We start from the raw sequence: 14,812 nt of genomic DNA, 5'->3' as shown, positions 1-14,812 counted from the left end.
CTTTTCCAAAGGGAGGAGCCTTTTAAAAAGTAATTAAAAAAAACCGAGATATTTATCTCGGTTTTTTTATGCACTGGATTTTATAATTGTGTGACGAGATAAGAAATCATGCTTGCTAAAAACAACATGGGAATGTAACGATAAATGCTCACTATACTTTGTTCTAAAACTGAAGACTGTTCTTGTTTTAATTTTAATACAGTCACTTTTAATGCAGACCAAAAGCACAGTACAAACAGGGCACTGAATAAACTGATGGCAAAAAATCCGACCATAATCTGGCTACTGCCTTCCGTCGCATTCCATAAGTTTAAAATGCCTTGACTGAGGGGAAGTAAGCTCAAAATTAGAAGAACAGACTTGAGCATTGCCCAATGAAATTGGTTAATTTCATCCGATATTATAAATGCTTTCATTCCATTCTCCTTGGCTAAAAAATGCCTTTAAGAATATTATGCTCAGTTTTAATTAAATAAAAAGACTATATATCTGGATACTTTACAATTATTGTAATCAACAAATATGGGAATCATTCTTATTATAACTCTTAAATCGTGATTATTATATAATTTCTTTTAAATTCAATATTTTAATATATATTTTATAATTAAGATTTATTATCACTTCATCCTTTATTGAATAACCAGATGAAGTGATATATTTTATACCCTTAAAATAATTAAGGATTTTTAATTAAGGCTGATAATAAATATCGGCATCGGTATCTTCACCGCCTTCTTTACCATCGGCACCAAAAGAATATAAATCGAATGCCCGACCTTCAGCACCGGGAATCACATATTGAATATCATTGTCCCAGCTGTCTTTCGGATAACCACCTTTGACATAACCGCCCTGCATCCAATTTTTAGCCGAAGCCGGCTGATTTACCAAGGCATCTAAACCGCCATCTTGCATGGACGGATATTTCCCATTATCCAGTTTGTATTGGTCTAAAGCCCCGGCAACGCCTTTTAAGGTAATGGAAGTGGTATCAACCTTGGCTTTTTCACCGCGCCCCATCACATTAGGCACAATCAGTGCAGCCAATACACCTAAAATTACAATCACCACCATCACTTCAATGAGGGTAAAGCCTGAGGCACGATTCACTCGAGTGCCACTCGAGCGTGCCGCAAGTCCGAAAGCTGTGCTTGAGGAGGAGATTTCATTCACAACCAGTTCAGTCTTTTTCATTCAATTTCTCTCATTCATCTTTAGAAAGTTTGATTCACTTTCGATTTTTCGTAGAATTTACTCTATTTCTGTTTAAATCATATTATTCATATTCACAATTGGCAGCATCACTGCAATCACGATCACCAGCACAATACTTGCCATCAAGACCAGCATCAAAGGCTCAAGCAATGCCAGCAAAGTAGAAATCAGTGTAGTCACTTCCCGATCCTGCATGGTCGATGCACGCTCTAACATACGATCCAGCTCGCCCGATGCTTCGCCACTTTTGATCATTTGTACCATCATCGGTGGGAAATAACCACTGCGTTCCAGTTGTGTCGCGAGGTTGCCCCCTTCGGTGACTCGCTCGGCGGCCAAATTGACCGAATCACGGATGACCCAGTTATTACTCACCGCGGCGCCAATTTTAAGTGCATCCACCAAAGGTACGCCAGACTGAGTCAAAATAGATAAGGTGCTGGCAAAACGTGCTGCATTTATACCACGTGATATTTTACCCAATAATGGCAGTTTGAGCGTTAAACGATCAAACGCATAATGCCCGGCGGATGTTCTTAAAAAACGAAGCAAAGTAATAAAACCCAGCACACTGGCGATCAGCAAAAACGGCCAGGCCACACGAATAAAGTCACTGGCTCTCATCAGCACGACCGTAATCCACGGTAATGCCTCCTTGCTCTGGTCAAAAGTCTTGACGATGTCAGGCACCACATACGTCATCAACCCCATCACAATGGCAAAGGACATCAGCATGAGAATAACCGGATAAATCATCGCACCCTGCACTTTTTTTTGCATGGCAAAGCGGTTCTCGGTGTAATCTGCGAGCTGATCCAGAATTAAATCGAGATGTCCCGAGCGTTCGCCCGCTGCAATGGTGGCAATATATAAATCCGGTAAGCGTCCAGCCTGTTGCAGGGCGTTCGCCAGTGAATGCCCCTCCATCACTTTGGAACGCACCGACATCAACAGGTTTTGCACATGGGCTTTTTCATTTTGCTTGCCTACCGCCCGCAGCGCTTCTTCTAAAGGAATTCCGGCTGCCACCAGAACTGAAAGCTGACGGGTAAACAAGGCCAGATCATAGGCCGTGATTTTTTTCTGAAACCAGCGTTTTGAGTTATGCTTATCTTTTTGCTCCACAGGATCAACCGTCACAGGAATAAGCGCTTTGTCTCTGAGCTGTTGACGGATTTGACGTGCTGAATCACCCTCTAACACGCCTTTTTGCTGCTTCCCTGAAGCATCAATGGCAGTAAATTGATATGCAGGCATTGTGATGCTCTAATTTTCTAAAATTTGCTTCAGCGCGGTTGCGTCTGACCACCAAAATCATTCATATTCTTATACATAAATGATTTGCTCACTCTAACATAACTCTATCCTTAGCACGACGAAATTTGATCAGGACCATTTGACCTTTATTTATGCCAAATACACCATCGACTCCAGCCGACATTTATCGCATTCGTGTTGCCGTACCCGTACATCTCTATGACTGTTTTGACTACACCTTAACGGCCGAACAATACCGGCAAGCTGAAGTTGGGGCACGTGTGGCCGTGTCGTTTGGACGGCAAAATCTGGTGGGCATTATTGTTGAAAAATTAACGGCCGATACCCCGATAGATCCGCGTTTTAAGCTCAAAGCCATCACTGAACTGCTGGATGACCAAGCGCTGTTAGATCAAAAAATTTTAAGCCTGCTCACCTGGTCCGCGCAATATTATCAATTTCCGGTTGGCGAAGTTTTTCAAAGCGCCTTACCGACATTCTTGCGTCAGGGCAAACCCTATAATTTATTGGCCCGAATGTGGAAAGTGCTGGATTTGCATGCCGAAGACAAGCTGACACGCTCTGAGAAACAGCAACAGGCCTATAAAGTGCTGAAATTACATCCACAAGGCACCACGGAAAATATTTTAAATTTAGCCGGAATTGAAACGGCGACCCTCAAAGCGCTGGAAAAGAAGGCGGTTGTACAATGCATTCTGGAACATCAGGACTTTCGCCCTCAACCGGTCACACTGGCACAAATGCCCTTAACCGCCAATGAAGATCAGAAAAAAGCCATTCAACAGGTGTTGAAAGCGCAGAAAAAATATCAGGCCTTTCTACTGGATGGCTTAACCGGTAGCGGTAAAACTGAAGTCTATTTACAGATCATGCAGGAAGTGTTGAAACAGGGAAAACAGGTGTTGGTACTGGTGCCTGAAATTGGCCTGACTCCGCAGACCATCAGCCGGTTCCAGTCCCGTTTTCATGGCAACATTGTACTGCTGCATTCAGGACTGAATGATTCCAAGCGCCTGCAAGCCTGGCAGGCTGCACAAACTGGCAAGGCTTCGATTATTTTAGGGACCCGTTCAGCCATTTATACGCCGCTGCCAAATCTGGGGCTGATCATTCTGGATGAAGAACACGACCTGTCCTTTAAGCAGCAGGAAGGCTTTCGCTACCATGCCCGTGATGTCGCAATGTACCGTGCCCATCTGGAAAATTGTCCGATTATTTTAGGTTCAGCCACCCCGAGTATTGACAGCTATGCGCTGGTTGAAATGGGGAAAATGACCCGTTTAGAACTGAATCAGCGTGCCGGTGCGGCCGTCATGCCAAAGATTCATCTGATTGACCTGAAAATTGCGCAAAAACAGAATGGCATAAGCCAAAGCCTGATTGATGAGATTCAAAAACGTCTGGATAGAAAAGAACAGGTACTGGTGTTTTTAAACCGTCGCGGTTATGCCCCGGTGCTGATTTGTGAAAGCTGTGCCTGGCAGGCCAAATGCCCGCATTGTGACGCCAACTTTACTGTGCATCGCCAGCCTTATCAGCATTTGCATTGTCATCACTGTGGCAGCATTCACCGTCTGCCCGAGCAATGTCCGCAGTGCACGCATAGTGAATTAAAGCCGATTGGTCTCGGTACCGCCAAAGTGGAAGAAAACCTGCAACAGCTGTTCCCCCATTTCGACGTGATTCGGGTCGACCGCGATTCCACCAGCCGGGTCGGCAGCTGGCAAAAAATTTATGACAAGATTCAGAAAAGTGAACCGGTTGTTCTGCTTGGGACGCAAATGCTGGCCAAAGGACATCATTTTCCCTATGTCACTTTAGTGGCGATTCTGGATATTGATTCCGGCCTGCTCAGCGTCGATTTCCGTGCCACCGAACGTACGGCACAGCTGATCGTACAGGTTGCCGGGCGTGCCGGACGCGGTGAACGCAAAGGTGAAGTCTATTTGCAAACCCTGAGACCGGATCACCCCCTATTAAATACCTTAATTGACAAGGATTACCGGCATTTTGCCAGACAGACCTTAAAAGAACGTCAGGCTGCATTATTGCCCCCTTTTCGTTATGCCGCCTTAATACGCTGTGAATCGAAAAGTCAGGAACAGAACCAGGAATTTTTACAGCAGCATGCCCAGGCTTTAAGACAGGCTTCAGAAAACCTGATTGATATCTGGGGGCCGATTCCTGCTCCTATGGAACGTAAAGCGGGACGTTATCAGGCACATATGGTGCTGTTGTCACAGGACCGGGCCCGATTACACTTTTATATCCGTGGCTGGTGGCAAAATATGTTGCATCAAAAGCCCTCAGCCATGAAACTTACCCTCGATATAGATCCTCAGGAATTAAGCTAAGTCCACGTTCATGCTTTGCTTAATTTTTTTGACATTAAAATAAAGTCCGGGATGAACCGATGTCGCTACTGTTACAAATTACGATTTTTCTGGGTGCTTCGCTACTTTTAGTGCCGCTCGCCAAGCGTTTTGGCATTGCCACGGTACTCGGCTATTTGTTTACAGGTATTCTGCTCGGTCCCAGCGTATTCAATATTGCCAGTGATCCGGAAGCGATTCAGGAACTGGCCGAATTTGGCGTGATTTTGCTGATGTTCATTATTGGTCTGGAGCTGCGTCCACAACGGCTGTGGGAAATGCGCAAATCCATTTTCCTGATGGGCAGCCTGCAAGTCGGGATTACCGGGGTGATTCTGGCCATATTGACTTTTTTTGTCTTAAACCAAAACCTTTCTGCCAGCCTTGTCATTGGTATGGCGCTGGCACTGTCCTCCACCGCCTTTGTGTTACAGCTGCTTTCAGAAAAGCAGCAGCTCAATACCACCTTCGGGCAACAATCTTTTTCAATTTTATTGTTCCAGGATATTGCGGCCATTCCACTCTTGGCGATTATTCCCTTATTGGCGGGTACCGAATCGACCCATCATGGGGTGGCGTATTTTGCTGCAATTATCGCGACTTTTAGCGGTCTGTTCCTGTTTAGCCGCTACATGATGCGTCCTTTTTTCCGCTTTGTGGCCAAAAGTGGCGCACATGAACTGATTACCGCCGTCGGTTTATTTATTGTGCTGGGCGTGGTGGCATTGATGGATGTGCTCGGCATCAGCACGACCCTCGGCGCTTTCTTAACCGGGGTGTTGCTGGCCGACTCTGAATTCCGACATGAGCTTGAAGCCAGTATTGCACCGTTTAAAGGGCTGCTGCTGGGCTTATTCTTCATGACGGTGGGCATGACCACACAATTGTCACTGCTGGTGGATATGCCCTGGCTGATTATTGGCGGTGCACTCGTTTTAATGCTGGTCAAAAGTATCACCCTGGCGACCATTGCCCGCTATTTAAACTATTCATGGCGCAACAGCTTATTACTTGCGACCTGCCTGGCTCAAGGTGGTGAATTTGCCTTTGTGGTGCTGAAAGTCGCGACGAGTGAAAAAGTACTCACTCAAGCCATGCTTGAACCTCTGACCTTGATTGTGACCCTTTCCATGGTACTCACCCCAATGTTGTACTGGATCATCAGCAGCTGGGTTATTCCTTTAATAGATAAAGAAAAAGCCCCGGTCTATGATGAAATTCCAGACATCCACAACCCGATGATCATTGCCGGTTTTGGCCGTTTCGGGCAGATCATTGCCCGTATTGCCCATTTACAACACCAGTCTTTTACCGCCATTGACAGTAACCTGGAAAAAGTCGATTTCGTACGCAACTATGGCGGCACGGTATACTATGGGGACGCGACACAACCCGATATTTTACGTTCCGCAGGCATTGAACACGCCAAAGTTTTTGTTCTGGCGATTGATGATATTGAAGACTCCATGAATGTGGCACGCCATATTCGTTTAAACTATCCCAATCTGAAACTTTTGGTGCGTGCCCGAGACCGTCATCATGTGCATTTACTGCGCGATTTAGGTGTCGAACAGATCTGGCGTGAAACTTATTTATCATCGCTAGGTATGGCTTATCGCGCTTTACGCGAATTAGAGATTAGCGAAGAAGATGCGTATAAGAGTATTGAACTGTTTCGTGATTACGATGAGAAATTATTGCTTCAACAGCAACGGGTTTATACTGATGAACAGAAAATTTATGAGACCCATCGTAATGCACTGGCAGAACTTGAGCATTTATTTGAAAGTGATGCTCAAATTCGTCAAGAACCCACTGGCGTCAATTTACAACGCGGCTTAGCACATCAGCGTATTGATGTCACAAGAGATGATAGTAACTAGCTTGTGTTTTACAATATAGACACCATTAACACGGGCTATTGGAGAAATTTATGTCTGAATTACGTCAACGCTTTTATATTGAAAATTGCCCGATTCGTGGTGAAGTGGTTCATCTGGAAAGCGTTCTGCAAACGATTCTCGCGCAACGTGACTATCCGCAAGCCATTCAAATTCTTTTGGGGGAAATGCTCAGCGCTACCGCATTGTTAGCCAGTACCCTGAAAATTAAAGGCCGGATCAGCCTACAAATTCAGGCAGCTGGCACTTTTAAATGGGCTATGGCTGAATGTAACCATCTAGGCCAGCTACGTGCATCAGCCGATTATGAAGAAGATCCACGCTTTTTTCAGGCAGAAAACAGCAGCACGGTATTTAATGCCCTGGTCAATCCGATACTGTTTATTAATATTGAGCCTGAATTCGGTGAACGCTATCAGGGTATTATTGCGCTTGAGCATGATACTTTGGCCGGCTGTCTGATGCAGTATTATGATTTATCTGCACAAATTCCAACGAAAATCGTTTTATCCAGCACAGCTGAACGTTCTGGCGGTCTGCTGATTCAGCTCTTGCCACGCAATAGTGAAGAAGAGCAGCAACGTGTGGATGAAGACCTCTGGCCACGCCTGACCATACTGACCGAGACATTAAAAGCCGAGGAACTCACGGACCTGGAACCAACTGAAATTCTTTACCGTCTGTACAATGAAGAAGATGTGCGTTTACCTGAAGCTGAACAATTAAGCTTTGGTTGTACCTGTTCTAAAGAGCGTTGCGCCAATGCCTTGATTCAAATTGGTGTGGAAGCAGTACGTGAAACTTTAGAGTTCCAGAATCCCATTACCATGGATTGCCAGTTCTGTAGTACCCGCTACACATTTACTGCGGAAGAAGCCTTTGGTTTATTTGGCAAACACTTAAGTTAATTTGATCAAGTAAACAAAATCAGAGCAGCAATAATAATTACTGCTCTTTTTTTATCTTTCCAAAATAAAATACATCATTTTTTACTTCCTTTTATAGCGTTTTTTTACACTTGTATTTTAAATATTTTAGCGTAAAATCCGCTTTCAAAATAAAGCAAAACTATCTCAAATAATGCTTTATTTCTAATGCATAAAAATAAATTAATAATTGGAAATATTGACCACATGAACACAAAAATAATGCTTAGTCTATTATTACTGCTGACCTGTCCTTTTATTCATGCAAAAGCTCCTGACTTGGTGGGAACATGGAAAACGATTGATGATAAAACAGGATATGCCCGTGCTGAAGTTCTCATCACTAAGCAAGAAAATGGAGCTTATCGGGGAACAATTATCCAAGTCCATGCCATTCCAAACCGTAGTGCTATTGATCATTGTGAAAAATGCAAAGGAGCACTCAAAAATGCCCCTCTGATTGGCTTACCGATCTTGTCAGGCTTTAAGCAAAACCCTAAAAAGACAGATGAATTTATTGATGGTCAGGTACTTGATCCCCTTTCAGGTCATGTCTATCAAGGTAAGGGACGTCTCAATACACGAGGCAATGTCCTGACCTTACGCGGCTTTATTGGAACCAGTTTGCTCGGCCGGACCGTTTCCTGGATTAGAGTGGATTAACATGCTATTCATTCAGCACAAGTTTCTATCTCTGTCCTGTTAGAAACTTGTGCATCCTCCAGATTTATAATCTTAAGAGTCAGTTCAAGTCTCATTTATGAACTATGAAATAAATTATTTTTTATTAATAACTTGGATATACTAAAAGATAAACTCCCTTACTAAAAATTATAAGAATAATAATTTCTTCATAAAAAACTGTATTTTGGCATTCAGCTAAAATATTAATTAAATAAAAATTTAAATTTTTAATATCTAAATCGAATACTTTTTAATCAAAAAGAAATTAAAAAATAACTCCCTTAGCACTATTAATTATTTATGTGACTTACTCATCAATTTAATCATTTGATTTTATAGATACTTATCGCTATAAATTAGGCGTTTTACTCTAAAATTAAAAAATAGTTCATTCAACAGGGGAAATTAGTGAAGAATTTATATAAAGGGATTTTGACCGGGGTAATTTTAGCTGCTGTTTCATCTTTCAGTTTTGCTGAAAATGATCCATTGGTCGGCAAATGGAAAACCATTGATGATCGTACTGGTTATTCACGTGCCGATGTAGAAATCAGCAAAAAACCGGATGGCACCTATGAAGGTATCATCGTCGAAACCCGGAGTGTGCCGGGTACAGAAAAGATGGTCATCTGTACAAACTGTCCGGGCAACTTAAAAAATAAACCCTTTATTGGTTTACCTTTTATTTGGGGATTTAAACAAAATCCGGACAATCCACGCGAATTTAACAATGGTCGCGTACTTGATCCGATTGGCGGCAAAGTTTACAAAGGCAAGGCACGGTTAAGCAGCAATGGTAAGCGTTTAACCATTCGTGGTTTTGTCGGCGTATCGGTGATTGGTCGTAGTGTGACCTGGATTAAACACTGATCTTATTCATAATTTTCGAAGGTCCCTATTGAGGGGCCTTTTTTTGTCATGATTTGAAACAATAAGGTACAGATCTATACTGTTTCAGATTTATGAAAGGCATAATAATGATTAAAACATAATCAATTTTAGCTTCTTATTTATGTCTAAAAGTCATTACGAAGTTCTTGGCATTAACCGCAATGCCACACAGGATCAAATAAAGAAAGCCTACCGGAAACTGGCCCGAAAATACCATCCTGATGTCAGCAAAGAAACCGATGCTGAAACAAAAATGCAAAGTATTAATGTCGCTTATGACACGCTAAGCAATGAAGAGAAAAAAGCTGAATACGATTTCCAGCTGGATCATCCTGAAGCTTTTTATCAATCTGGAGCACAGACTGGCACAGGAGGTTTTGACCATAATCAATTTTACCGTCAGGGTTTTAACCAGCAGCAGTCCGATTTTAGTGGCTTTGAAGATCTGTTTGGACGTTTTGGTTCGGGTTTTGGTGGTAGTAACTATCAATACCAGAACCAGCAAAGACAGCAACAGCGCAGTTATCAAGGCGAAGATCAGCATGCCAGTATAGAAATTGATCCTGAAATTGCTTATCACGGTACAACCCAACGGATTACCTTGCAGATTCCCACTTTAAATGCTTATGGAGAACCTGAAGTTCAACGCAAGACCTTACAGGTGAAAATCCCCAAAGGCATGAAAGAAGGTCAACACATTCGTCTGAATGGCCAAGGTCAGAGTGGCATTAATGGCGGCAAAAATGGGGATTTGTACATTGAAATTCACTATAAGGATACTGCCCAGATTCGGGTTGAAGGGGCCGATATTTATTACAGCGTGAATATTTCCCCTTGGGAAGCTGCACTAGGGCAAAGCATTGAAATCTCTACGCCCGAAGGTAAAAAAATTCAGGTAAATGTGCCTAAAAATGCCAAAACCGGTCAACAGTTAAGGCTTAAGGACCAAGGAATTCCAAGCAAAGTCCCGGGTCATCTTTACCTGGTTTTAAATATTGTGTATCCAACTGCGCAAACTGAACATGAACAGCAGGCTTATCAAGCTTTTTCCGAAGCTTTTGCAACATTTAAGCCGCGCAATGATTAAGGAGAACATCATGACGACTATTCATTATCGTGAAATTATATCTGATGAGTTTAATCCTGCAGATGTCATTGATGAACATTACAGTTTTGATTTAAAGCATTTTGCTGATGCGTGCGGGCAAAGTCCGGAATGGGTTTTACAACTCCTTGAATACGATATTCTGGACACGCGTCCAGAAGAAAGAATTCATCAATTTTTTGGTGATGATGTTTCGCGTGCACGTCGGGCCTACCGTTTGCAGCGCGACTTCGATGCCAGCTTTTCTGCGGTGGCAATGATGCTCGATTTGATTGATGAAGTGCAACAATTACGTAAACAGGTCAAGCACTTAAATGTAAAAGGCAATTAAGGCTACTTTGCTGTCTCCACCGTACCTTTTATAGATCAGGTATGTGGTGGTTATTTTATTCTGAAATTCAACGCTGGAGAATAATCTAGGCTTATGAAAACCAAAGAATGCAATAAGAAAGTGAAGAGAATGTTTCCTGAACATCAGGAATTGATCCATAAACTACGGCATGATGATCCTCATTTCGCAAAAATATTTGAGAGTCATCAGGAACTTGATAAGGAGATCGCCCAGCTGGAGCTTAATCCGGTGAATTTAATTAATGATGATATTGATTCATTAAAGCGCAAGAAACTTAAAATGAAAGATGAAATTTATAAAATTCTGTCCCAGAATGCTCAAGCAGGGTAATCTTGTCGCAAACAGCCAATGGCCAAGACCATTCTGGATTTAATTGAGCTGTACTGATGGCACAGCAAACACAGTAAGTCTGGATAAAAATATGATAAAAACTGACCTACTATTTAAACTTGGTCAGTTTTTCCACTTCTTTCATGGTTTCTTTGACCGATTGCTTAATCGGCTGATAGTTTAAAAACCAGAACAGGTTCACGTGTTGATCCTGATGCTGTTGGGCCAGTAAATCGATGACGCTCTTTTCCCCACGCCCCACCAGATGACGACGATAAAAATAATAAACCAGCAGTAGGGTAGTAAGCAGCATCACAATCAGCATGCTCCAGAACCCGGTTGGAGATTTTAAGCCTGGAATAAACTCAAAATTCATTCCATACACCCCAGTCAATAAGGTTAAAGGGGCAAATATTGCAGTAATAATGGCCAGAATACGCATATTTTCATTGGTCTGGTTGGCAATTGCAGAGAAATGCAAATCGATGGCTGCCTGAATGGAAGCGCGCAGTCGAACTGTATGCTTTTGAATTCGTTCGACATGGCTAACTAAATCATTCATCCGCACCAGCATTATGTCTTGCCGTTCAGACTTTTTCTTGCCTTTTAAATGGGGGTAATTATCGACAATTTCATCGCGCAGTTCTTGCAAGGTATCAATCTGTTCTTCGCAGAGATTTTCTACTTGCTGAAAAGACATACTTTCCTGTAATAACTGATCCCATTTGGTAAATCTGCGATGGCCTTGCAGTAATTCTTGCTGCCAGAACTCTACACGTCGGGTCAAAGGTACACGCAAATCTAAATAGCCATCTACAATGCTATTCAGCAAGCGTAAAGCCAAATCTAAAGGTGTAGTAGAAACTTTACGTGATTTGTTTTGCTCTTGCACAGAACGGGTAAAGTTCATTTCTATCCGTGAGATATAATTCTCAACTGCCCTGTTGCCTTGTTCACGTACCGTAATCAGCACCTGAGGCGTCATGATAAAACTCACCGGTGTGGTGGCTAGACCAAACATCTTTTCATGCTGTTCCAGCGCTTGTGCTCCGGTTTTTATATCATCATCTGGGGTAATCAGTTTACGGAAAATCAGCAGGTCATAATCTTCCAGAGTATCGAAGCTGCAGGGATGCTCCAGATTTAAAATATCTTTCACATGAAATTCATTTAATATCAGCTGAGTATATTGATAGATTTCTTTTTGCCACTCATCCGCACGATTCACCACATCCTCCCGGGTGCAATCAATCCACAGGAAGACCGGTTCAGCAGTAACATTTTGGTCTTTTTGTACAAAAATATGCTGTTCGGTGGGATGTTGGTAGAAATAATAAACCTGCATATCAACAATTCTCTAGGGTGCTTTCTTATTGTCTAATTGATGGAAATTTCAATAATTCAATCTGCAATAAAATTATCAGCTGTGCGAAAGTGTTAAGCAATAACATACAATTGAATTGGCATCTTTGAAATCAAATTTTATGACTGCCCACAAAAAAGCCCTGAGCTAACCAAAGGAATTCCTTTGGCAAAGCTCAAGGCTTTTCATCGTTTTGATTCACATGAGCTTAGTCATGTGAAACTCAAACACTTATGCTTGTTCGATGTCTTTCATGGTCAGTTTGATACGACCACGGTTGTCGACATCAGCAACCTGAACCTTGATTTCCTGACCTTCAGACAATACGTCTGAAACATTGGCAATGCGTTCGTTCGAGATTTGAGAGATGTGAAGCAAACCGTCAGTACCCGGAAGGATGTTCACAAACGCACCGAATTCAACGATACGGATCACTTTACCGGTATAGATTGTACCTGGTTCGATTTCAGCAGTAAGCGCCTGGATTTTTGCAACCGCAGCCATCGCAGCAGCTTTAGTTTCACCAAATACGCGAACTGTACCGTTGTCTTCAATGTCGATTGCCGCTTTGGTTTCTTCAGTGATTTGACGAATCGTCGCGCCACCTTTACCAATCACGTCACGGATCTTGTCAGGGTTGATGCTGATCACCTGGAATGTAGGCGCGTGCATCGAAATTTCAGGACGGGCACGTGAAATCACCTGGTTCATCGCATTCAGGATATGCATACGACCTGCATACGCCTGGTTTAATGCAACTTCCATGATCTCTTCAGTGATACCTTCAATCTTGATATCCATTTGAAGTGCAGTAATACCGTTAGCAGAACCTGCAACTTTAAAGTCCATGTCGCCAAGGTGGTCTTCATCACCCAGAATGTCAGAAAGCACTGCGAAACGCTCGCCTTCTTTGACCAGACCCATTGCAATACCGGCAACTGGTGCTTTAAGTGGAACACCTGCGTCCATCAGTGATAAAGAAGCACCACATACAGAAGCCATTGAAGATGAACCGTTCGATTCCGTAATGTCAGATACGATACGGATCACGTACGGGAAGCGGTCAGCTGCAGGAAGAACCGCTTGAACACCACGACGCGCCAGACGACCGTGACCGATTTCACGACGTTTAGGACCAGATTCACGGCCTGTTTCACCTACAGAGTATGCAGGGAAATTGTAGTGCAACATGAAGTTGTCAGTTTTTGTACCTGCAAGAGTATCAACCATCAACGCATCACGTGTATTACCCAAAGTCGTTGTTACCAAGGCCTGAGTTTCACCACGTGTGAACAATGCAGAACCGTGTGCACGATCTAGAACGCCAACCTGTACGTCAAGGGCACGAACAGTTTTGGTATCACGACCGTCAATACGTGGTTTACCTGACAAGATGTTGTCACGTACGGTACGGTATTTAAGATCTTCAAACAATTCGTTCAAGTCATCTGCAATACCGGTTTCGTCATTTTCTGGAACGAACTGAGCAACTGCTTCAGCTTGAAGCGCATCTAATGCTGCATAACGGTCTTGTTTAATTGCAATCGTATACGCTTCAGAAATTTTTGCTTCGAACGCTTCTTTAAGTTTCGCGCGAAGGTCTTCGTTTTTAGTAGGAGCAGTCCAAGTCGATTCTGTTGCACCGGCAGCCGCAGCAAATTCTTTAATGGCTTGAATTGCAATTTGCATTTCGTCATGACCAAAAAGCACAGCGCCCAACATTTGGTCTTCAGAAAGTTCTTTCGCTTCAGATTCAACCATCAATACTGCAGATTCTGTACCCGCAACCACCAGGTCAAGGTCAGATTCTTTTAGCTGTTCATTGTTCGGGTTAAGAACGTATTCACCGTTGATTAAACCAACGCGCGCACCACCGATTGGACCACGGAAAGGCGTACCTGCAATTGCAAGCGCAGCAGAAGTACCAAGCATTGCAGCGATGTCAGCTTCCATTGTCTTGTCAGAAGATACAACAGTCGCAGTGACCTGGATTTCGTTGTAGTAACCTTCTGGGAACAATGGACGGATTGGACGGTCGATCAGGCGTGAAATTAAAGTTTCAGATTCAGACGCACGGCCTTCACGTTTACCGTAACCACCCGGAATACGACCAGCAGCATATTGTTTTTCTTGATAGTTAACAGTCAGTGGGAAGAAGTCCTGACCTGCTTTAGCAGTCGGTTGAGCAACCACGGCAACCAGTACGGTTACACCGCCCATAGTAATCAGAACGGTGTTGGCTTGACGCGCAACACGACCTGTTTCTAGTACAACTTGATGTTGACCAAATTGAAATTCTTTACGAACAATATTAAACATTGACATGTATTTTTCTTTCCTAGTTCTTTTGAACAGTTATTCTAGTGGAGACCCCTAAGGTTTGGCATTCACA

At 43.0% G+C, this 14,812-nt stretch carries 13 protein-coding genes; 8 read left to right on the top strand and 5 right to left on the bottom strand.

Going from position 1 to position 14,812, the window contains the following annotated elements:
* Window positions 1-80 precede the first annotated feature (80 nt).
* The 3 genes from H4I94_RS01735 to gspF all read right to left on the bottom strand — a co-directional run bounded on the left by H4I94_RS01735 (window position 81) and on the right by gspF (window position 2,475).
* Window positions 81-416, bottom strand: a complete 336-nt coding sequence (locus H4I94_RS01735) for a hypothetical protein (protein ID WP_261181180.1) — start codon at window positions 414-416, stop codon at window positions 81-83.
* Window positions 417-693: 277 nt separating this feature from the next.
* The gene (gene gspG / locus H4I94_RS01730) at window positions 694-1,197 is read right to left on the bottom strand and encodes a type II secretion system major pseudopilin GspG (RefSeq protein ID WP_261181179.1); all 504 of its coding nucleotides are present in this window, start codon (window positions 1,195-1,197) and stop codon (window positions 694-696) included.
* A 72-nt stretch (window positions 1,198-1,269) separates the two neighbouring features.
* On the bottom strand, window positions 1,270-2,475 hold the full coding sequence (gene gspF, locus H4I94_RS01725) for a type II secretion system inner membrane protein GspF (protein WP_261181178.1): 1,206 nt from the start codon (window positions 2,473-2,475) through the stop codon (window positions 1,270-1,272).
* A gap of 152 nt (window positions 2,476-2,627) precedes the next feature.
* Here gspF and H4I94_RS01720 point away from each other — a divergent pair, with 152 nt between their 5' ends.
* The 8 genes from H4I94_RS01720 to H4I94_RS01685 all read left to right on the top strand — a co-directional run bounded on the left by H4I94_RS01720 (window position 2,628) and on the right by H4I94_RS01685 (window position 11,057).
* Window positions 2,628-4,850, top strand: coding sequence for a primosomal protein N' (locus H4I94_RS01720; protein WP_261181177.1), 2,223 nt, complete (start codon window positions 2,628-2,630; stop codon window positions 4,848-4,850).
* Between the two features lie 59 nt (window positions 4,851-4,909).
* Window positions 4,910-6,751 (top strand): monovalent cation:proton antiporter-2 (CPA2) family protein, encoded by a 1,842-nt coding sequence (locus tag H4I94_RS01715; RefSeq protein ID WP_261181176.1) that lies wholly within the window; start codon window positions 4,910-4,912, stop codon window positions 6,749-6,751.
* A gap of 50 nt (window positions 6,752-6,801) precedes the next feature.
* Window positions 6,802-7,677 carry an Hsp33 family molecular chaperone HslO gene (locus H4I94_RS01710; RefSeq protein WP_086195241.1) on the top strand — a complete coding sequence of 292 codons (876 nt, stop codon included), beginning with the start codon at window positions 6,802-6,804 and terminating at the stop codon, window positions 7,675-7,677.
* Between the two features lie 225 nt (window positions 7,678-7,902).
* Window positions 7,903-8,358, top strand: a complete 456-nt coding sequence (locus tag H4I94_RS01705; RefSeq protein WP_261181175.1) for a DUF2147 domain-containing protein — start codon at window positions 7,903-7,905, stop codon at window positions 8,356-8,358.
* A 429-nt stretch (window positions 8,359-8,787) separates the two neighbouring features.
* Complete coding sequence (locus H4I94_RS01700) at window positions 8,788-9,249, top strand: DUF2147 domain-containing protein (protein ID WP_261181174.1); 462 nt, start codon at window positions 8,788-8,790, stop codon at window positions 9,247-9,249.
* A gap of 142 nt (window positions 9,250-9,391) precedes the next feature.
* Window positions 9,392-10,357, top strand: coding sequence for a DnaJ C-terminal domain-containing protein (locus H4I94_RS01695; RefSeq protein WP_261181173.1), 966 nt, complete (start codon window positions 9,392-9,394; stop codon window positions 10,355-10,357).
* A 10-nt stretch (window positions 10,358-10,367) separates the two neighbouring features.
* Window positions 10,368-10,706, top strand: a complete 339-nt coding sequence (locus tag H4I94_RS01690; RefSeq protein ID WP_092819145.1) for a chaperone modulator CbpM — start codon at window positions 10,368-10,370, stop codon at window positions 10,704-10,706.
* 93 nt (window positions 10,707-10,799) lie between these two features.
* Window positions 10,800-11,057: a YdcH family protein gene (locus H4I94_RS01685; protein WP_092819146.1), complete on the top strand. Its 258-nt coding sequence runs from the start codon at window positions 10,800-10,802 to the stop codon at window positions 11,055-11,057.
* Between the two features lie 109 nt (window positions 11,058-11,166).
* On the opposite strand, the gene H4I94_RS01680 is transcribed toward H4I94_RS01685, so the two are convergent.
* Both H4I94_RS01680 and pnp read right to left on the bottom strand, forming a co-directional pair.
* The gene (locus tag H4I94_RS01680; RefSeq protein ID WP_261181172.1) at window positions 11,167-12,402 is read right to left on the bottom strand and encodes a magnesium transporter CorA family protein; all 1,236 of its coding nucleotides are present in this window, start codon (window positions 12,400-12,402) and stop codon (window positions 11,167-11,169) included.
* A gap of 249 nt (window positions 12,403-12,651) precedes the next feature.
* Window positions 12,652-14,739 carry a polyribonucleotide nucleotidyltransferase gene (pnp, locus tag H4I94_RS01675; RefSeq protein WP_171259666.1) on the bottom strand — a complete coding sequence of 696 codons (2,088 nt, stop codon included), beginning with the start codon at window positions 14,737-14,739 and terminating at the stop codon, window positions 12,652-12,654.
* Window positions 14,740-14,812 lie beyond the last annotated feature (73 nt).

Source organism: Acinetobacter sp. T_3_1, from assembly GCF_025377055.1.
In the GTDB taxonomy this organism is placed as follows: Bacteria; Pseudomonadota; Gammaproteobacteria; order Pseudomonadales; family Moraxellaceae; genus Acinetobacter; species Acinetobacter kookii.
This window is presented reverse-complemented; position numbering and strand designations above follow the sequence as displayed.